This is a genomic window from Simkaniaceae bacterium (assembly GCA_021734805.1).
In the GTDB taxonomy this organism is placed as follows: Bacteria; Chlamydiota; Chlamydiia; order Chlamydiales; family JACRBE01; genus Amphritriteisimkania.
In genome coordinates, this window is sequence record JAIPIG010000021.1 from 1 (window position 1) to 20049 (window position 20049).

The 20049-nt window shown below is 41.6% G+C and carries 12 protein-coding genes and 1 tRNA gene; 5 read left to right on the top strand and 8 right to left on the bottom strand.

Going from position 1 to position 20049, the window contains the following annotated elements:
• Positions 1–254: 254 nt before the first annotated feature.
• Together K9M07_05210 and K9M07_05215 are read left to right on the top strand one after the other, a co-directional pair.
• Positions 255–1310 (top strand): hypothetical protein, encoded by a 1056-nt coding sequence (locus K9M07_05210; GenBank protein MCF7852620.1) that lies wholly within the window; start codon positions 255–257, stop codon positions 1308–1310.
• A gap of 183 nt (positions 1311–1493) precedes the next feature.
• The gene (locus K9M07_05215) at positions 1494–5453 is read left to right on the top strand and encodes a helix-turn-helix domain-containing protein (protein ID MCF7852621.1); all 3960 of its coding nucleotides are present in this window, start codon (positions 1494–1496) and stop codon (positions 5451–5453) included.
• Between the two features lie 9 nt (positions 5454–5462).
• Here the strand turns inward: K9M07_05215 and K9M07_05220 are convergent, their stop codons facing one another.
• The 8 genes from K9M07_05220 to K9M07_05255 all read right to left on the bottom strand — a co-directional run bounded on the left by K9M07_05220 (position 5463) and on the right by K9M07_05255 (position 15800).
• A complete protein-coding gene (locus tag K9M07_05220; protein MCF7852622.1) occupies positions 5463–6944 on the bottom strand; it encodes a type I restriction-modification system subunit M in 1482 nt (493 codons plus the stop codon).
• On the bottom strand, positions 6941–8374 hold the full coding sequence (locus K9M07_05225; GenBank protein MCF7852623.1) for a restriction endonuclease subunit S: 1434 nt from the start codon (positions 8372–8374) through the stop codon (positions 6941–6943). Before K9M07_05225 ends, K9M07_05220 begins: the two co-directional genes overlap by 4 nt.
• Positions 8371–11136, bottom strand: a complete 2766-nt coding sequence (locus tag K9M07_05230; GenBank protein MCF7852624.1) for a DEAD/DEAH box helicase family protein — start codon at positions 11134–11136, stop codon at positions 8371–8373. Before K9M07_05230 ends, K9M07_05225 begins: the two co-directional genes overlap by 4 nt.
• Positions 11133–11873 carry a PD-(D/E)XK nuclease family protein gene (locus K9M07_05235; GenBank protein ID MCF7852625.1) on the bottom strand — a complete coding sequence of 247 codons (741 nt, stop codon included), beginning with the start codon at positions 11871–11873 and terminating at the stop codon, positions 11133–11135. Before K9M07_05235 ends, K9M07_05230 begins: the two co-directional genes overlap by 4 nt.
• A gap of 238 nt (positions 11874–12111) precedes the next feature.
• Positions 12112–13179, bottom strand: a complete 1068-nt coding sequence (locus K9M07_05240) for a site-specific integrase (GenBank protein MCF7852626.1) — start codon at positions 13177–13179, stop codon at positions 12112–12114.
• Between the two features lie 178 nt (positions 13180–13357).
• Positions 13358–13431: transfer RNA gene (locus K9M07_05245), tRNA-Ile, on the bottom strand.
• Between the two features lie 49 nt (positions 13432–13480).
• A complete protein-coding gene (sat, locus tag K9M07_05250; protein ID MCF7852627.1) occupies positions 13481–15226 on the bottom strand; it encodes a sulfate adenylyltransferase in 1746 nt (581 codons plus the stop codon).
• Between the two features lie 160 nt (positions 15227–15386).
• Positions 15387–15800, bottom strand: a complete 414-nt coding sequence (locus K9M07_05255) for a hypothetical protein (protein MCF7852628.1) — start codon at positions 15798–15800, stop codon at positions 15387–15389.
• A 203-nt stretch (positions 15801–16003) separates the two neighbouring features.
• Here K9M07_05255 and K9M07_05260 point away from each other — a divergent pair, with 203 nt between their 5' ends.
• The 3 genes from K9M07_05260 to K9M07_05270 are packed head-to-tail and all read left to right on the top strand — an operon-like array spanning position 16004 to position 20036.
• The gene (locus K9M07_05260) at positions 16004–17464 is read left to right on the top strand and encodes a TolC family protein (protein MCF7852629.1); all 1461 of its coding nucleotides are present in this window, start codon (positions 16004–16006) and stop codon (positions 17462–17464) included.
• Positions 17454–18404, top strand: coding sequence for an HlyD family secretion protein (locus K9M07_05265; GenBank protein ID MCF7852630.1), 951 nt, complete (start codon positions 17454–17456; stop codon positions 18402–18404). The genes K9M07_05260 and K9M07_05265 overlap by 11 nt, the downstream gene beginning before the upstream one ends.
• A 6-nt stretch (positions 18405–18410) precedes the next feature.
• The gene (locus tag K9M07_05270; GenBank protein ID MCF7852631.1) at positions 18411–20036 is read left to right on the top strand and encodes a DHA2 family efflux MFS transporter permease subunit; all 1626 of its coding nucleotides are present in this window, start codon (positions 18411–18413) and stop codon (positions 20034–20036) included.
• The last annotated feature ends 13 nt before the right edge of the window (positions 20037–20049 follow it).

Sequence of the window (20049 nt, forward strand, 5' to 3'; positions counted from 1 at the left end):
GCACTAATAGAGGTGTCAGAGCTTCTTGACATTACCTTCCTAACAGCTTCTATTTTAAATGCTTTTGAATATTTTGTCTTCATCATATTCAGACTCCTTTGGTCTAGTTAGATGCGACAACTACGCTGACACAGGGGGAATCGCACTTGGCTCATTGATGAGAAGGCTTTTTTCAAGTGGGTATCTGAGAAAAAATACAGACCCCGCAAAAAGGAGCCCGAAGTCCAGGAAAACGCTAAAATCGCAGTACAGCCATGATAACTTCCGAAGGATTCGTAAAACTTTATCGAGAGGGGCTTGCACTTTTAGAACTCAGCCTTCCAGCTTTCGCGTTGTTGACGCAGATTGCTTTGCGTGCAAACCGGATGGATCCCGCTTATTCAATCTATCAACTCAAGGCTAACGAAGCACTCGTTGGCGATCATAAAAAGATTGGTTTGTCCAGGCAGCAATATCGTGATGCGGTACTGAGGCTTGAAGCACACGGTCTTGCGACTTTCCGAAAAACCAATCAAGGGACTATTGCAGTTCTCACTAACAAAGCCATTTTTGACATCAATGCTGAATCGGATGAAGGGCCTATAAAGGCGTGCACAGCCTTAGAAAAAGAACCAAATTACAGCCACGCGAAAACCATTCAGCAACCACTAGAGAACCAAAAAGAAACCACATGGGAACCATCAAAAGAACCATCAGATTTGTCAATGAAAAATCGAGAAAAGGAACCACCCAAAGAACCAGTTAACAACCACCAAAAAACCATAAAAGAACCGGATAGAAACCAATCGAGAACCAATCCAGAACCACTAACAAAGAAAGAAGAAAAAGAAGAAGAAAAAAGAGCTGCAGCAGCCTATTCACGCACTGTTTACAAATGCCTGGATGGATTGGATTTGAGCGATCAGGAGAAGAAATCACTGATGTGCTATAGCGAACATCGCGTGGCTCATGCTGCGGAATTTGTGAGAAGAAAGCACAATGTCGACAGCCCCATCGGGCTGATGATGTGGGTTTGTCAACAGCCTAGCCTCCCTGAGCTTCCCAAGGAAAATCGAAAAAGTATGACTCCTCAGCAAAAGCTTGCTTGGGAGTACAACCAATTTCTTAGCAGCAATGGCTATACTGCTCAAGCTAAGCAGAATGAGGAAAAGATCCCCAATGACAGAATGGTAATTTTAGAGCATGGGCAACTTATGCCGATTACGCTAAACCATCCCCTTCAGATCCTGCAGGAAGATTTTAGAAAGTCCAAAGAGGAGATTTTGAAAAGTCAGAGGATAGTTCGGGGGCTGCAAAGTGATAAATTGTAAGCATCCGACAAGGCGCAGTGGGGAGACTTTAGGGAGGGGTTTTGCGGAGCTAATAAAAAGAGAAAATACCCTAGCAAAACCTCCACCCATCCCGCAAATATTTTCCGTTTTTCAAGAAGATGCATTTGACATAATGTTATCCTTTGGATAACTTTATGGAAGTTTAGCAAAATAGGTTTCCAGATGAGTGAGTCTGAAGTAAGGACAATCGAACCGCAAGCAATCCGGCGCATTCGAGGATTGCTTGGGTTGACTCAAGAAGAATTCGCAAAAGAACTGGGAGTTTCAAAGATAACGATAGTTCGATGGGAATCCGGAGATAGGGCTTGTAAAGGTGCTTCCGCGCGCCAAATTTATGATTTGGAGCGAAAAAGATGCTCTAATATGATTCGTCGGACAACTACAATTTTTTCAGTCGGAGTAGATGATCTTTCACGCCTGGATGGGATTCAAGCAACTCGAACATTTAGAGATTTTCTATACTGCGAAGCCCGCAGAATAGGCATTCCAATCAATGATATTGATATTTGTGAATCAGAGCTCCCCGATGGGGGAATTGATGCAAGAGTGAATGATAGGCTTCTTATCGCTACAGATAGTATTATCTTGCCGGGGAAAAATTATTTTCAGATAAAAGCTGGGAGTAGCGCCAAACCTTGGAATAAATCTTGGGTTCAAAAAGAATTATTCGGCAAAAGTGGGCTATCGCATGTTTTAAGAGAAAAAATCGGTAAAGAAGTTCTGAGGTGTTTAGAAGAGAATGGGCGATATGTATTAGTTTGCTTTGGAAAGGATCTAACCCCAGAACAGATTTCGGATGCTAAAGCTCACCTTGTATCGCATTTCGCGCAGTGTGGCTATCCAAATGCTAAAGTAGAAGTATGGGGGCAGCAGCATTTGATCGGGATGATTTCCCCCTTTCTTTCCCTATGTTTGCAACTTACCGATCGAAAGGAATGGAAATTTAAATATTACTCAAGCTGGAAGCTGGATCAAGACATGGCACAAGCTTTCTGCCTGGATGAACAGAGAAACCGTCTAATTCTAGAAATACGTGAACATTTATTTAAGGACGAAATCCGTCATATTCGATTGGTAGGAGATTCTGGTGTGGGGAAGACGCGCCTTGCTTTAGAAATACTATCTCATTATGCCTTGTTTTCGTCAGTTGTCTATGTCCCTAATGCAGAAGATTTTCAAAGTGGCTCATTATTCAACAGCTTGTGTAGGTCCGATGCTGAATATTTTGTTATCTTGGTACTTGATAATTGCTCTTCACAAAAATGTAAGGAAATTTGGAATTCGTTACGTAATCGATCAAATCAATGTAGAATTATTTCAATTGATCAAAGCGGTTACGAGACTAATGACGAGTTGGAATGTGTACTTGAATGCCCTCTTTTGCCAGAAGATAAAATTAATGAAATAATCAAAAATTACATTGGAACAACTTCTGATTTGAGACGTTGGGCTGAATTTTGTTCAGGCTCTGCTCGAGTTGCTCATGTGATTGGACAAAATCTACGGGATTGTCCAGAAAATCTTTTTCGAGAGCCATCTACTGTTTCAATTTGGGATAAATTTATAGCTGGATACAGTTCTTTAGAAAGTGCTGATGTTCAAAACAAGCTATTCGTTTTGAAATACTTATCTCTATTTGAAAGATTTGGTTTTGAGTCTCCTGTAACAGAAGAGGCAAAGTTTATTTGGGGCCTCATAAATAAGGCTGATCCTACAGTCACTTGGAGTAAGTTCCAGTCGATCATCCAAGAGCTGAAACGACAGCGTATTCTTCAAGGGGAAACAACTCTTCGTATCACTCCAAAAGCGCTGCATATTTATTTGTGGCTTCGCTTTTGGAACGAAAACGGTCGCGGCTTCCTCGAAGGGGATTCAATGGACAACATGCCCCCTCAACTCTACCTATGGTTTGGGAGAATGTTTCCTTATGCCCATGCTTCCCAAGTTGCGGCTCAAGAAATTAAACAATTGCTAGGTACTGAAGGGCCATTTTACAAGTCAAAGGTATTAAATTCGACGGAGTTAAAGCTTCTTAACGAACTGGCTCTTGCGTCCCCAGAAAGGACTTTAACCTATATTGAGGCAAGTATTGGTCAATGCAGCTATGAGAATCTTTTGGCGTTTAAAAAAGGAAGGCAAGACGTGGTTTGGGCTCTTGAAAAAATTGCCTGGTGGCCACATTTATTTTGCCGAGCTGCTGAGATTCTGCGTAGGCTTGCTGAAACTGAAAACGAAACACATTCAAACAATTCCAAAGGTGCTTTTGCTGATCTTTTCAGTCTCGCGCCAGGATTTTCCCCTACAGGTGCCACTCCCTTAGAGCGATTACCCGTTTTAGAAAACGCTCTTAATTCATCTTCTTCCATCACGCGTAAGGTTGGGCTCATCGCCTGCCGCAAGGCTCTTTCTTTACCCATACATTCTGGATTTCGCATTGTTGGCTCCGAGTACCAAGGATTACGGCAAACTCTTTCGCCTTGGATGCCTAAAACATGGGATGAGTATAAAGATGCATACCAAATTATTTGGAAGCTTCTTGCTGATGCCAGCCGAAAGTGGAGTATTGATGATCGCGCAGAGGCTAATTCTAATCTGATCGATTCAGCAAGATATCTATTAGATTTCGACTGGATGAGAGAACCCATTCTTAAAACACTGAATGAACTGGCGGATGACAAAGCAACAAATATAAGTAATTTTTTAGATACATTAACCCATCTAATACGATTTAAATCTCAAGAACTGCCGTTAGCTCTCATCGCTAGCCTCAAAGCGATTGATGCCCGGATTACCGGCACAACTTTTTCTTCGCACATCAGACGATGGATTCATTTAAGCGGTTATAATGATCATTTCGATGAAAATGGAAGAAATGATGATACTTATAATCAGCGGATTAAGAATCTTGCTTCGGAGGCTGTGTTAAATAGTGATCTGGTCAAAAAAGAGCTTCCTAATCTTATAACAGAGGTAAATAGAGTTGTCTTTCAATTTGGGAAAGATATAGGCGAATGTGATAGTGAAAAGAGTCTGCTTATGCCAATCATTGATGCCTATAGACAAAATCCTGTAAATCCTTCCTCCCTATTCCTAGGAGGCTATTTGAAAGCTATCTTCGAGTCCAGCCCAACTCAGTGGGAAGAGATTGTTTTTGGGCTAATTGGTGATATCATCTTCTATAAATTAATTGGGATGTTAATTCGAGATTCTGGTTTTACAGACACCTCTATTGAACAACTACTCCATGAGTATGATGCAGGGAAGCTCGACATAGATAGTCTTCTTTGTTTTCATCATTCCCAGGGATTAAAATTTTTGAAGTTAGTAAATATTCAAAAGCTTGCTGAACGGTTCGAAAAAGCAGGCAAAATTCTCAATGCTTTGGAACTTTTGGAAGACATATACTGTAATAAAAAAGCGCCGAAAAAACTCCCTGAAGATCTCACAATGCGGCTCCTAAAGGCCATCAATGTTTCACCCCCTTGTCATTCAATACATGAGTATCATTGGAATATTCTGGCTGAACAATTTATATCTCAATTTCCTAAGAGGAAATGCGAGGTATTTCAAGCTGTTCTTGATAAATCTTCTAAAGACATTGGATGCTTTCATTCCGATAATTCAACTTTTAAGATTATCCAAGGAATTATTGCCTCTTACCCCGAACAATGCTGGTCTATGATTGCTTCAAAGCTTGACACACTAAAAGAAATTGAAATATTCAGATTCACTCACTGGTTCAACTCTAGCGGCCTTCATCTGACACTATTTCCCCCGAAAGTTATCCTTGATTGGATTGCGGAAGCACCAACTAATCGAGCAGTTTCTATTGCGGGCATAGCTCCTCCCTTGCTAACTGAGGAACCTGCAGGCTTTCTCGTGCGTGAGCTACTAAATAGGTATGGGGATCAAGAGCAGGTTCAAGACGTACTTTTATCGAATTTCTTTTCTGGTAGTTGGGTAGGGCCCGAAAGTGCATATTTTCAGAGTAAACACGAACTTGCGCATGAATGGCTTAAAAAGGAAACTTCAATGCGAGTACGAAGATGGTTAGAAAAATACGTTGCTGTTCTCTCAGAACATGTTAAGGGAGCAAAAATTAGAGAAGAACGTGAATTTTAGACGGATTTTTTAGTTAAGCGATATTGATACGTTCTTAAAATTCGCAAGAGCCGCTTCCAGGTTCTCAATAATCTCAGATGCCAGTATTTCCGGGTCGGGGAGATTGTCAAGATCGGTCAGGCTTTTATCTTTAAGCCAAAAAATATCCAAGCTGGTTTTGTCTCGGGCAATCAACTCTTCATAAGTGTATTTGCGCCAACGGCCTTCTGGGTTAGTCTCAGGATCCCAGGATTCTTTGCGGACATGACGATTTTGTGGGGTGTAGCATTGAACGAAGTCTTGTAGATCGCTAAAACGCATTGGCTGCTTCTTCAGCGTGTGGTGAATGTTTGTTCGATAATCATAGTACCAGACCTCTTTTGACCAATGAGAAGGGCTGGCTTCTCGGTTGTCAAAGAAGAGCACATTAGCTTTGACTCCATTTGCGTAAAAAATACCAGTGGGTAAACGCAAAATGGTATGCAAGTCGGTATTCTCTAAAAGCTTTCTCCGAATGATTTCCCCTGCACCACCCTCAAAAAGGACGTTATCAGGCACTACCACAGCAGCTCGCCCTGTTGTCTTGAGTATCGTTCGAATGTGCTGCACAAAATTGAGCTGCTTGTTGGAGGTCGTTGCCCAGAAATCCTGGCGATTGTAGGTTAAATCATCTCTCTCTTGCTCTCCTTCGTCATTGGTAAAGCTCATGCTGCTCTTTTTCCCGAAGGGAGGATTGGCGAGAACATAGTCAAATCGCTGTCCGCTGTCTGCAATTAAAGCGTCATTCGGAGAAACTGGGGTATCACCGTCGATCTCACCAATGTTATGGAGGAACATATTCATGAGGCAAAGGCGACGTGTGTTTGGGACGATTTCATTCCCATAGAAGGTTTCTCGCTTTAAAAAGGCTTTTTGACTCTTATCTATTTGAGATTTGTTCGAATTGATGATGAAATCATAGGCAGCAAGAAAAAATCCTCCTGTTCCGCAAGCGGGATCCGCGATCGTTTTGCCAGGCTCGGGGCGGATGCATTCCACCATGGCCTTGATAAGCGCGCGAGGGGTGAAGTACTGTCCTGCTCCAGATTTCGTATCTTCAGCATTCTTTTCTAAAAGGCTTTCGTAGATATCTCCTTTGATATCAGCTTCCATGACTACCCATTCAGTCTCATCGACCATATGGATGAGGCGATAAAGTTTGGCAGGATCTTGGATTTTGTTCTGAGCTTTGGTGAAGATCTGGCCAAGCATGCCTTTTTTAGATCCTAGCTCTCGTAATACAGTAAGGTAATGTGTTTCTAGCTCTGCACCTTTTTTTGATTTAAGGGTTTGCCAACCATAGGCTTCTGGGATTCCCACATTCCTATTATAGGGCGGTTTAGAATATTCGTCGGCCATTTTAAGAAAGATGAGATATGTGAGCTGCTCAAGGTAATCGCCATAGCTTACACCGTCATCGCGTAAAGTGGTACAGAAGCTCCAAACCTTGGATACGATTGATGCTGTGTTCATACGGCGACCTTTTGGAGTTGTTTGGATTTCTTTTTTTGCGGCTTTTGAATTTTGTTTTTGGCTTTAATACGTGCTAAAAGGACGTTGGCAGGTTCATCGTTCGCCTCTTGGAAAACTAGTTCTCCCGAGAAAGCTTTGTTTAAGATGCTTTGATACAGAATCTTGGATTTTTTAATCTCATCACAGATGCTTTTTTCTATATTTTCAACGAATAAAAGTTTTTCAGTCACTATCTTGATGATCTCTAGATGTTCTTCTTTTGAACATAAAGGAATAATAATGTTGCGGATTTGCTCTTGACCTATATTTCTCATAGAATCTTGGTTTCCAGTCGACCTTTTCATTATCTCATTACGGCCATAAGTAGAACGAAGATAGAGAAGAAAGTATAGAGGATCAAAAAAATTAAACTTAATGCGAAGGGTTTTATCGCTTAGCATTATGGTTTTTTGTGGTTGTCTGACTATCACACAAGCGCCTACTAAATCGATCGTGTTTGCTCTGCTAAATAAAAAATCCCCTTCGTTAATGTAATATTTTGGATTTATCTTATTTGGATCTTTGCAGGTCTTGCTTTCCGATTCATTATATTCACCCCATGTCACAGCGCTTACTTTTGCCACTCCAACTTCTCCGGAAGTTGGTTCTCTTTCTTCACATTTAAAGCTTTTCCCAGCATCAATATTTTCGATGAATTGACTTAGAGGAACGTATTGCCAATAGGAAGGAAGTAAGGGTAGTTTTTGTAATTCCTGCTTTTGGATTGCTTGGCCTTTCAAGCTATAGCACTGGCTTGAGTTTTTTTCTCGCCATGTTTCAGTAAGTTTTCCTTCGAAAGCGTTTTTAAGAAGGGATTGGCGATATGTTTTTAGGAGTTCCTGGGCTTTCATTAAACTTTCTATGCCCTTATCGATTTCAGAGAAAAGTTCTTCGATTTTTGCGACTATACGTTTCTGCTCTGCAAAGGGAGGAAGTGGGACGGGGTGATTTTGAAGATATGGAGTAGGAACTCTGCGCTGCCCAACAGCACCCATCATATTGTGTTCAGCATCATATCGAAATTTTTCAGAAGAAACAAAGTAGTAAATAAATGAAGGATTAATCCCTTCGCGCGGTCTTAAAACATGAAATTCAGTCGAGCCAAAGCCGATTTCATTTGAAAGAGTCGGAACTATGGCCATTTTCCCGTTCTCCATGCAAGGAGTAATCTTTGCAAAGAGAATATCGTTCTTCTGAAATGGAGTGTATCCCTTCTTTACATCGCCAAATTTTCGAATGCTATTCACATCGATTTTACCAGTGCCCGCTTCGACGGCAGGCATAGGAACAAAAGCAACGGTGAGATCGTCAGGGAATAGAGATTTATCGAGAGTTGGATTTATCTCGGTGATTTCATTAAGAGTAGTTATTACCCAGTTTTGCTTACTCAAATAACCAATGCCTCGTTCAATTCCTGTATTAAATTATCCATTTTATTCCCAAAAAGCTGATACATTTTCCCCAAGCCTCCTTTGGAGTCAAAAGGGGCCATATCAAGATCTGTTTTATCCATATGGAAAGAACTGATAATATGGTCGCGAATCATTCTTAGCCAAGCCATTTGTTCTTCATTAAACTTTTCACTATCACCACTATGTCGCTTCATGATCCAGTTTTGAAAATTACGTCGTATTGTTTCAGAATATTCAGACACTTTTTTGTCGATTCCGCAAGCACGGCGTATAAGAGCAACTAAAGCAGTGAGCTCGTTAATCGGTTGGACGCCTTTGTATTCTTCAAGTTGGGCATAGGCCATCCATACGCGCAAGGGGGCAAGTTTTGGCTTATCTTGGCGTAGTTTGTCCAAGACTTGGCGGATCATGTCATAGGTGATTTCACGACGTCTTTGAGGCTGGCTATAAAATATGCTAAGAGCCTCAATCTCATCTCGATGGATTTCCAGATATTCTTGGAACTCTTTTACCAGATTTTGAGCATTTTCTTTGGCGTCTCCATCCCACTCTGCACGTAGAACGGCATCCAGATTATCATGGTCGATCGTCTGTTCTTTATCACGGCGAATATTCTCTAAGAGTTCAACCATTTCTCCATTCAGGACATTAGCTGCTTCACCTACAAGAATCTCTTGAGCTCGCAAGCAGTCTGCATCGCTTGGTGAAGTAGCGGTTCCAACTGGTTGCATGTCATGAGCTTTCTTTTCGATCTTGTCGGGGTCTATGGCAGCTAAGAGATTGCCTATGATAGTGCTTAGCTCAGTGCCGCCTGATTGTTCTTTAATTCGCTGAAGATCCTTTTCCTCAAGCTGCTTATTGAGACGCGCTAATCTACCAGCCAGCGAGCTGACCGTATCCTCATCCCTCGCTCCCATCATGATGCTCATTGCTAAATCTTTTAAGGGCACTGAAGGTTTGGTGATTAAAGGCTGGCTCGCAGTTTTCAGGGATTTTGTAACTCCAATGGCATCAACGATGACATAATGTGTTTTTGCGCTGGTTGCAGAGGGGGTCACTTTCTTTAATTCGTCATGGCCAAATGTGCGTGTCCCACGCCCCTTCATCTGCTCGAAGTAGTTATGACTCTTTACGTCTCTCATGAACAATAAACATTCGAGGGGCTTCACGTCTGTGCCGGTAGCGATCATGTCTACAGTGACCGCAATCCGAGGATAGTAATCGTTTCTAAATTGAGCGAGGACTGATTTTGGATCTTCTTCATTCTTGTAAGTGACTTTTTTGCAAAATTCATTCCCCATCCCAAATTCTTCTCGGACAGTTTGAATGATATCGTCGGCATGACTGTCAGTTTTTGCAAAAATCAGTGTTTTTGGCACTTCCTTTCGTCCAGGGAAAATATCCGGTAAACTATCTCTAAAGGCACGCAATACGGTCCTGATCTGGTCTGGATTTACGATGTCGCGGTCTAACTGCTTAACAGTATAGGACTCATCTTCATCTTGTTGCTCCCATCTTTTCTTGCGGGTCAGACGCTCTCTTTTCTGAACTGGTTGATTGGCCTTGATGGTGCCGCCGAATTTTGTTCTTTCAGTTTCTATGACATAGATTTCATTTCCGACATTCACTCCATCGGCAACGGCTGTTTCGTGGCTGTATTCACTGACGACATTTTTCTTGAAAAAGCCATAGGTGCGGTTATCTGGAGTGGCTGTTAACCCGATGAGGTAGCCGTCAAAATAATCTAGAACTTGTTGCCATAGATTATAAATTGAACGATGGCACTCATCGATAAAAATGAAGTCAAAAAACTCGATGGGAATTTTGCCGTTGTATACAACAGGGATTGGTTTTTTTACCTGAGCTATTTCGGCAGGATTGATCTCTTCGGCAGATTCATCTAAGGGCTGTTCTTTTAGTATGGAGTACATGCGCTGGATAGTGCAAATGCAGACTTGGCTATCTTTAGCAATGGAGGACGATTTTAGCCTCTGCACGTTATAGAGTTCTGTAAATTTGCGGTTGTCATCGTTAGGAATGAAAGACATGAATTCTTGCTCGGCCTGCTCTCCCAAGTTTTTGGTGTCTACCAAAAATAGGATTCGCTTTGCATTCGCATGTTTTAGAAGGCGATAGATGGTGGTAATCGCTGTAAATGTCTTACCTGCGCCAGTGGCCATTTGGATAAGAGCGCGAGGACGGTCATCTTTGAATGACTGTTCAAGATTTTTAATGGCAGTGATTTGGCAATCTCTTAATCCTTCTTCGGTAAGGAGGGGAATTTGCTGTAGTCGGCTTCGAATCGAGTTTCTTTGAAGAAGCCATTCGTTTAAAGTTTCGGGGCGGTGAAAGTTGAATACTTCGCGTGATCTTGGTTTTGGGTCTCTTGCATCAGTAAAGCGTGTAATTACCCCTGTGCTCTCGTAGATGAAGGGTAAGGATTCATTGTTATTCACCCATTTCAGCTTAGCAGTAGCATATTCGCTAGATTGTTCCTCGACGGTTGTGATGCGGTGTCCCCAGTCTTCGGGTTTCGCCTCGATCACTCCTACAGCTTTCTTATCAATGAATAGAACATAGTCGGCGGGACCAACATCTGTTTGATATTCGCGGACTGCAATACCAAGACCTGCATTCGGATCGAATTTTTTGATTGATTGAACGATCCATCCTGCTTGTGCAAGGAGGGCATCTATTTTATCACGAGCGATTTGTTCTGGATTTTGATTTCTGTAGCTCATGCCAGGACTGCCCCTAATTCTGTTTGGGTAGCAATTCGATAGCTGCAGAGGGAACATGTGGCATGAGAGGATGGGGGCTGAGAAGCGGTTAGCACAGCTTGAATCTCAAGTAATTTAGGCTCAATCCAACTATCATCGCCAAGATAAGGGATGACCGAGATCTCGAATTTTAGGCATTCGTCAAATGTGGGAACATCTTTCTTGCCATTGCAGTAAACAAAATAGCCTGTCGGGGAAACTGAGAATCCGTTTTTTCTGAATAGCCATTGGTAAATTTCCATTTGCCTTTTGTAGCTAATTTGCCAGTCTGCATCTAAGTTGATTTCTCCAGCTTTACTGGTCGCCTTGTAGTCCACGATGATCAGTTCTCCAGAAGGAGTGATCCAAACGTCATCAATGGCTCCTGCCACTAAAAATCGAGTCGGTTCGTGTAAGTAGGAAATGCCCTTCAGATTTTTTCGCCATTCATCAAGTTTTTCATGTTGAAAAGGGATTGCATCAATTTGATGTTTGATCATCAGCGGATGGGCTTCGCCTTTTGCTCGGTAGAAATCGAATTCTTTTTTCAAGAGATAGTCAACGGCAGAGTTGAGGTTGAACGGAAATCCTCCAGGTTGCGCAACTCCAAGTTTGCGATCGAGGTAGAAGCAAAAGGGGCATTCACAAAAAAGCTCGATCTTTGATCGGCTTAATTTGAATGGTTTTGTGTCTTGTGGATCAAAGCCCTTTTTTTTCATCTTTTCCGTTTTAAGTTGTTGATTTAACGTATAATAAGATATCAGAAATGCAAATAATGCGATATATTGATTTGATGACAATTAAACTATTTTATTTGATTTTGATTTGTTGGTTGATTTAAGAATAACGGTCAGAATAAATGAATTTTTTAGGGTATTCTAAATCAATGCGTAAGGTTAGTCTCTTCCTCAAAGAATTTCTGATTTTGGGAATGCTTCCTTTCTGCTGAATGCTATTTTATTTTTTACTACTGAACAATTTCTCATTTAGGCCCACCGCTGCTGAATGGATATGTGCATTCGAGAGATGGGCGTACCGCTTGGTCATTTGGACGGTTTTGTGGCCCAAAAGAGTTCCGATCTCTAGCAAACTCGCTTGATTCATGGCTAAGTAGGAAGCAGCTGTATGTCGAAGGTCGTGAAAGCGAAAGTTTGAAATGCCTGCTTTGCTTAGAGCGGTTTCCCAAGCAGAGCGGATGTCGATAGGTTTACATGGAGCATGTGGAGCAGGAAATACTAGAGAGTTAACGGCTTGATTGGCGTATTTTGAACGCAAAAGATCTAGAGCTGTTCCGACAAGAGGGATAAAACGCCGCTCACCATTTTTTGTGGTTTGTAAGAAGATCGAACCTCGGCCCAGATCGATATCACCCCATTTGAGATTCATGATTTCGCCTCTCCTCATGCCCGTTGAAAGAGCTAGTATAACAATTGGGTAGAGTCCTTTTGATTCGCTTTCTCGGCAGGCAGATAGCAGCCTTTCCTTTTCATCATCGTTGAGAAAGCGAGTTCTTCCATTGGAAATTTTCGGCTTTGAGATTTTCATGATGGGATTTTCCTGGATCCATTCCCAATCCTTAACCGCGATAGCGAAGACATGAGAGAGGCTGGCAAGATAACGAACCACGGTTGTGGAAGAACGAATCTTGCCTTTACAAGTCAGTCCTGAAAGGAGTTCATCCCGCTTTTGCGCAATGAGGCTTGGTTTAATATCTGAAAGGAGGCAATGTCCAAGTTCTTGTTTCCACCAGAGAAGATGTTGGCGGACGTTTCTTGCATTTTTTGGCTTTGACGGAAGAACTCTTTCGATATAGCGGTCGATCAGCTCCGCTAAAGTATTTTTGCTGCCGGGTTTGTCATATGCATATTTGCCTTGTTCAACAGCTGATTCGGTATCGCGTTTCCATTTCATCGCGAGGGTTTTGGAAGTGAATGATTGGATGAGGACCGGATGTCCTTTGATTCGAACGCGGGCGCGGTAGGAAACCGTCCCGTCTTTATGGGTGCGTTTGTCGATGCCTTTCACAAGCTTACCTTTGGTTTTAGTTTTCAAAGGTTAGCTGCTGTTTGAAGCGGTGCTTATCGCCAATTGTTGTAGGCGAGTGGTCCACAAGTGGTCCACGGATGTGAACCTCGCTTTGGGCTGATTCGCTCGTAATTACACAAACGCCTCAGTTTCAGCCTTATGGAGCAAAAAAGAAATGTGGGGCAAGCAGGACTTGAACCTGCGACCAACGGATTATGAGTCCGTTGCTCTAACCAACTGAGCTATTGCCCCGAAAGGGAGGCATTCTCGGACTCGAGAATGCCTTTGAGATGGGTTTATCTTACTCGATTGTCCCTTTTCCCTCAAGACTCTGTTTTTGAGTTGAGAGATAGTGGGTGATCAGGGGAGAGATTTCGCTTTTGAGCTTATCCATCACCCGGTTGAGATCTTGGTGATTATCAATGACGATATCTGCGCTTTGTGGGATTTCGTATTCTTGAGAAATTCCCGTCATGCGAGATAGGTATCCTTTCATACTTGCATGATAGAGCCCTTTAGGGTCGCGGTCGATACATGCGCTGATAGGAACATTGACAAAGACTTCAAAATAGCCGCCCTGTTTTGAGATTTGTTTGCGGTTGAATTGGCGGTCAGCTTCAAATGGGGCGATATTTGCGATGAGGCAAATACCTCCCGCTTCGACAATTTTAGAGGCGACATAGCCGATGCGACGCACGTTTTTAGAGCGATCTTCTTTAGAAAACCCCAGTTCGGCGTTGAGGTGTTTTCGGATAATATCAGCATCCAAGATCACGACTCTTCTTTGAAAGCGATCGAGTTCTTCGATGTGGTTTTTAAGAAGTTGGCAAAGTGTTGATTTACCGGAGGCGGGAAGCCCTGTAAGATAGACACAAAAACCTCTGCTGGCTCCAAAGTAGTTTTTTAGGATATCGATGACTTGAGGGTAGGAGAACCAGGTAGGGATTGATTCATTGTTTTTGAGTTTTTGACGAAGCTGCGTCCCTGAAATACTTTCAATATGCTGATCCGGGCTAATATCTTTTTTTTGTTTATATGCATTTTCTTCCGGTACATAGAAGAATTCATGACAGGGAAGGATTGAAATGCCCATATCATTTTGGTGTTTTAAAGCGAGATCTAAACTATCGGATAGGCCAAAGTAAGGAGAGCCGTCTTTTTTGCGCACTGAGGGGCCGGCGTGATCTCGACCGACAATGAAGTGGGTACAGCCATAATTTTTGCGTACAAGTGCATGGAGGAGCGCTTCTTTAGGGCCGGCCATTCTCATGGGAAGAGGAATGGCTGAAAGTTTTAGATGCATATCTGAAAACTCAGGGAGAATCGATTCATAGCAGCGCATTCTAACGGAAGGAGGGATGTCTCCTTTTTGTGTTGATCCAATTGTTGGGTGAAGAAGCAGTGCTTTATTCGGGATCTCTTTCAGAGATTCAATGCTAGATCGGATGGCTGTTACATGGGCCGCATGCAGGGGGTTGCGTGTTTGAAAGCCAACCAGTGTAGTGATGTTATTTTCTTTTTTCCACGTATGGATTTGTTCGGGAGTTGAGATATAAAAATGAAAGGGGCTAAGGGGGTATTTTCCAACGGCATTGATTGGGCCTGCTAAGTATTTAACTTTGCGGTTAAGCAGTTGAAAAATATAGGGGTGGGAATCATCGGTGGTGTTAAATAGTGCAAGAGATTCATTTTCCGGTTTCGGATCATAAATTTCTTCAATGTGCATGCATGCCAATGGGAAGTTTGTTTCGTCGACAAGGAGAATATCTTCGCCTGCTTGAAGGTTGGCTGCGATGGAGGATTTGATTGGAAGTGTAATGGGGATGGGCCAAAAGTGATTTTCTTTTGTTCTCATTGTTTCGAGAATGGAATGGTAATCTTGTGATCCCATAAAGCCGGTTAGAGGAGCGTATCCGTTGTTGAGAATGAGTTCTACTTCTGCTGCTGAAAAGGCATTGATTTCAACTTTTTTGATATTGGGAATCGATGGTGTCGCAAAGGCCATGCCAATGAAGACTGAAAATAAATAACAAAAAATTTTTTTCATAAATAACCTCAATTTATTTTTTACATAAAGGGGAAAAAAATAGATGGTTATTTAATGAAATGCAAGGAATTAATCAATTTTTTATTTCGGTATAAATCAGGCGATGCAAGAGAGTCGCATCGCCTGTGCTAGGGACATGGATTAGCGTTTAATTGCAAAATTAGGATGACGCTTTAGCATCGCTAGTTTCAGATAAAGTATATCGGTAAGCAAAATAACCGTTTACTTTAACAAAACCTAGTTTTTCGTAATCAATACGCTCAAGTGCGGCATATCCATTGACAGAATCTAGTGTTGGCAAAATTGAAATCTCGCGATCACCAAGTTTCAACGAAGATGTAAATACCTTACCCCATAGATGTGATGAAGCAACCATGACATATTTGCCATCGGGCAGTGCAATAAAAAAGGATGCGTTCGCATCAAGATCAGTGCTTGGACACTTGATCTCCTCATTGCCGGGAATGATCACAGTTGCTTCTTTGGATGAAGCAGTGCCTTTAGGCGAGGATGCGTCATCCTCATAGATCTTACCTGAAAACCAATTTTCTAAGCTCCGTAAAATGCTAGTCATAAGGACCTCCATTGTTAGATGTATGTTAATATTTTCTTAACAAAAAGACAGCATAAAATTTAAATTTTTATTATGCAATTTATTTCGCCATATGATGGATAAAAAAATCCTCTTCGATAAATAGAGGAGATTTTTTTGATGGTTCAGAAATATTTAATTATAAAATATTGATTGTTATTTGATTTCGATTTATTTGGTTGGGATTGGGTTTAATTTGTGAATTAATTGTGCGATTGCGTGGATTGATTGCTTTTTTTTCTTTGGTTGCTTTTCCGCTTTTTTCTGTGGGAGAGGTAGGCTATATTGTTGATTTGCAAATGGCTGAAGAGATCGCTCTGGAGAACAATCAACAGTTACTTGCCATGAATGAGCTCTATAAACGAGTCAAAGAGGCAAAATTTGAATCTATTTCTAAGTGGCTTCCCGAAGTGAGCGCGATTTCTCAGCTCTATGATAACCAAAAGATTCAGCTGCTTGGAAGTGCTAAGCGCACTTTTGTCACGCAACTCTCATTGACGCAGGCCCTTTTTTCAACAAACAAGTATTTTGATGTGAAACTCGCATCACTGCAAATCGAGCATCTGAAGCTATTACTTGAGGCTCTTGAAAATGACATCTTATTTGATGTAAGGAGCTTGTATTATAAAATTGCCCTTGATCATGAACAGATTCAAACGGCTAAGGAGCATATTGATATTCTGACAAGTTTAAGCCGACAGATGCAAGATCAATATCAGATTGGAACGCAGATCATCTTAAATGTGAACCAGAGCAAGGTCGCCGTAGCCAATGCAATGACGATTTATTATCAAAGAATCAAGGATTTACGGTCAGATCGCGATGCGTTTGTGGAGCTTCTTGGTTATGAACCGGGTGAAATAGAACTCGATATTGCAGATGTATCGATTCCGGTCAGGGGGGTTGATGAGCTACGCGATAGAATTGAGCGTGTGGATGAGATATTTGCGAGCGTGGGAGAGGGGACTACAATATATAAGGAGGGATTTCCCAAGACTCAAGAGCTTGTTATGCATAATTTGTTTAATATTAGTGACATAGTATCTTGGGAGGAGATAGCGCGGCAGAAAAACCCCTTGTTAAAGAGCCGCTCTAATGAGATTGCTATTGCCAATGAAAATGTTAAAAAAAGTTTGGGGGAGTATTTTCCCTCGATCAATTTTGTTGCCAATTTTGGGGGTGAGCCCAATCCCTTTAATCCATATCCTGAGCCTACAATTGGTAGCCAACAATTTCAGTGGGGCTTAGGGCTTGAATTGAGGTGGATGATTTTTGATGGGTTGGGAAGAGAGAGTCGAGTGAAGCAATCCCGCTACTTGAGAAGTGCCAAAGAGTATGAATACCACCATTCAAGGCAGTCGACAATGAAAGAAATTCGCGATCAAATCTATTTAATCGAAGAGGGTATTGCAAGTTTTGCGACCGCTGAAGGGAATATTTATCTTTCGGATCAGACCCTTTTGCAAGCAAAAGATCAATTCGATATTGGCTATATTACAATTTATGATTATGAGACGGCAATTAATAGCGTGATTGAAGCGAGAAATAAGGTGAGTCAATCGGCATTTGATCTTATTCACGCTTATTATGGTCTTAGACATGTGAGTGGAATCGATTTAAAACAGGCGAGGGAGTATGGAAAATAATGAGCCCCCAAAAGAAAAAAAAAAATCTCTTTTCCAAAGCTTGAAGAAATGGGTGATTGTTGGATTGTGTTTAGGCGTGTTAGGAGCGGGTATTCTGCTTTACTTAGTTAAAGCTAGTCAATATGCCTATACGCGAGATGCTCAAATTGAGGGGTATTTTGTGAACATAAGTCCCGACATTTTAGCTCGGATTATGACGCTTGAGGTCGATGAAGGAGATTTTGTTAAACCGGGACAATTAATAGCGCAACTTCAGGATGATATTCTACTTTCCGAAAGAAGAGAAAGTGAGTCGAATATTTTAAAATTACAAGAGAGATTGAAGTTTGACGAGGCCTATTATTTGAAAGTGAAAAACGATTATGCAAGAGCAGAGCAGGGGATTATTGACCGGGTCATTTCTGCTCAAGAATTTGATCATAAGCAGAAAGACTTTGAAATGGCAGATGCCCAGTTTAAATTTTCAAACGCAAATCTACAGCATGCTATTAGGCAGCTCGAAGTCATTAATACAAAGCTCACGCATACGGTGATCGTGGCTCCGATGGAGGGGATGATTGCAAAACGGTGGGTTTTATCGGGAGATGTCATGAGTCCGGGTCAAACAATGTTCACAATGTATGATCTTGAAAATGTTTGGGTCTTAGCTCGACTTGAGGAGGAAAAAATTGCAAAGGTAAGAATAGGGGATCGCGTTAAAATCAATGTTGATGCCTATCCGAAGGTTGAGTTTGAGGGGGAAGTTTTTACGATCAAAGGAGCTGCCGCTTCCAATTTTTCATTAATTCCCCAGGATAATGCAACCGGAAATTATACAAAAGTTGCTCAGCGAATCCCGATTAAGATTTCAATTAAAAGGCCAAAAAATTTTCCTAAAAATGAGCCGCTTTATTTATTGCCGGGGATGTCTGTAGAAGTTAAAATCTATACGGCTCATTGAGTTAATATGGATGCTAAAAAATCATCAATTGAATGGAAACACCCTTCCCTTATTAATCCCAATGGCAGTGCCTATCCTTGGATTGTTCTTGCCGTCATCACACTGCTTTTAATTCTTTCGATGTTTGCCGTTGTGACAACGGCTGTTGCCGATCCGGTGATTCAGGGGGCTTTTTCTTTAAGTTCATCGGCATTGACATGGGTTAATACGTCCGTCCTTTTATCATTAGCGGTCACAGTTCCGGTCGGACAATTTTTGGCTGAAAAAAAGGGGTTTAAACTCATTTTATTTTTAGGGGCATTTATTTTTACCCTAGGGATGTTTTTAAGCGCCATATCTCAAAGTCTGTTTTTTTTGATTATCAGTAGAATGATCACCGGCTTTGGTACGGGATTTTTTGTGCCGATCAGTATTGCTGTCATTGCAAAGGCATTTAGACCGAATCAAATGCCCCTTGCATTAGCTATTTATTCAGCATTAGGCTTTGGAGGGGGACTTGCCATTGCATTCTTGTTAGGAGGGTATCTCGCTGAATATTTTAGTTGGCATTGGATTTTTCTGCTGAGCGCCTTTTTCGGTTTGCCATGCATTCCGTGTATTTGGCTTATTTTGCAAGAGACGGATCCTCAAGATAAAGGTCGCTTTGATTTTGGCGGATTTGTGACGTATGCCCTTTGGATTGCGAGTTTCATTATTATCATTTCAACAGGGAAAGCTCCTTGGAATACGGAAGGGTGGCATTCCAATTTCATGAAGTTTTTTTATTTAAATTTTGTGATTAATTTAATTTTATTTGTATTCATTGAACTGCATCAGCCACAACCGCTATTTAATGTCCGTCTTTTAAAAATTCGTCCGTTTGTCCTTGGCTGTATTTTACTTTTTTTTGTTGGCGCTGTCTATTTTGCATCAGCACAATCCCTACCGGGACTTTTTCAAGATTATTTGTCGTATTCAAAGTTTAAATCGGGACTTTATATGATTCCCCACGGTCTATTTTTAGGGCTTTCCAGTGCTGCATTGGGGCTCGTTTTAAATAAGACGGGGATCCGCATTCCATTGCTTTTGGGTTGTGTTATATTGAGTACCAGCTGTTTTATGCAAAATTTTTTATCGATTTACAGTGATCATAAGTTCATTATTTCAATGCTTGTTTTGAGAGGGTTGGGCGTTGGAATGACCATAGGACCTGTCACGGCGCTTGCTCTCATTCGTGTCGATAAAAAGGATATCGCAAATGCTTCGATGATTGTCACGTTATTTCGCCAAATAGGAGCTTCATCGGCAACGTCTTTAGTTGGCGTGTTTGAGGTGACAAGAGGCGCCTTTCATCAAGCGCGTTTTATGGAGCAGATCGGTCAAAAAACACCTGAATATTACCGATCATTGAATCAAGTTAAAACGCATATTTATTCTCAGCTGGGAGAAAATTCTCAAGGTGCACTTGAACAAGCGCAAGGCCAAATAATCAATGTTGTAAACAAACAGGCCATGCTTGCAGGTGCAAATGACGGTTATCTTATTTTGGGAGTCGCTTTGCTGTCTATTACATCAATCGTGGCATTTTTTATGATCCGCGCTCGCCTAAGAGAGATGAGAATGAATCCTCATCTAAAGAACCCATCCAAATAATTTCACTTTGTCC

What these genes read in the sequence shown, in the direction of transcription:
- K9M07_05210 (MCF7852620.1), top strand. Translation starts at nt 255, where the DNA reads ATGATAACTTCCGAAGGATTCGTAAAACTTTATCGAGAGGGGCTTGCA.
- K9M07_05215 (MCF7852621.1), top strand. Translation starts at nt 1,494, where the DNA reads ATGAGTGAGTCTGAAGTAAGGACAATCGAACCGCAAGCAATCCGGCGC.
- K9M07_05220 (MCF7852622.1), bottom strand. Translation starts at nt 6,944, where the DNA reads ATGAACACAGCATCAATCGTATCCAAGGTTTGGAGCTTCTGTACCACT.
- K9M07_05230 (MCF7852624.1), bottom strand. Translation starts at nt 11,136, where the DNA reads ATGAGCTACAGAAATCAAAATCCAGAACAAATCGCTCGTGATAAAATA.
- K9M07_05235 (MCF7852625.1), bottom strand. Translation starts at nt 11,873, where the DNA reads ATGAAAAAAAAGGGCTTTGATCCACAAGACACAAAACCATTCAAATTA.
- sat (MCF7852627.1), bottom strand. Translation starts at nt 15,226, where the DNA reads ATGAAAAAAATTTTTTGTTATTTATTTTCAGTCTTCATTGGCATGGCC.
- K9M07_05255 (MCF7852628.1), bottom strand. Translation starts at nt 15,800, where the DNA reads ATGACTAGCATTTTACGGAGCTTAGAAAATTGGTTTTCAGGTAAGATC.
- K9M07_05265 (MCF7852630.1), top strand. Translation starts at nt 17,454, where the DNA reads ATGGAAAATAATGAGCCCCCAAAAGAAAAAAAAAAATCTCTTTTCCAA.
- K9M07_05270 (MCF7852631.1), top strand. Translation starts at nt 18,411, where the DNA reads ATGGATGCTAAAAAATCATCAATTGAATGGAAACACCCTTCCCTTATT.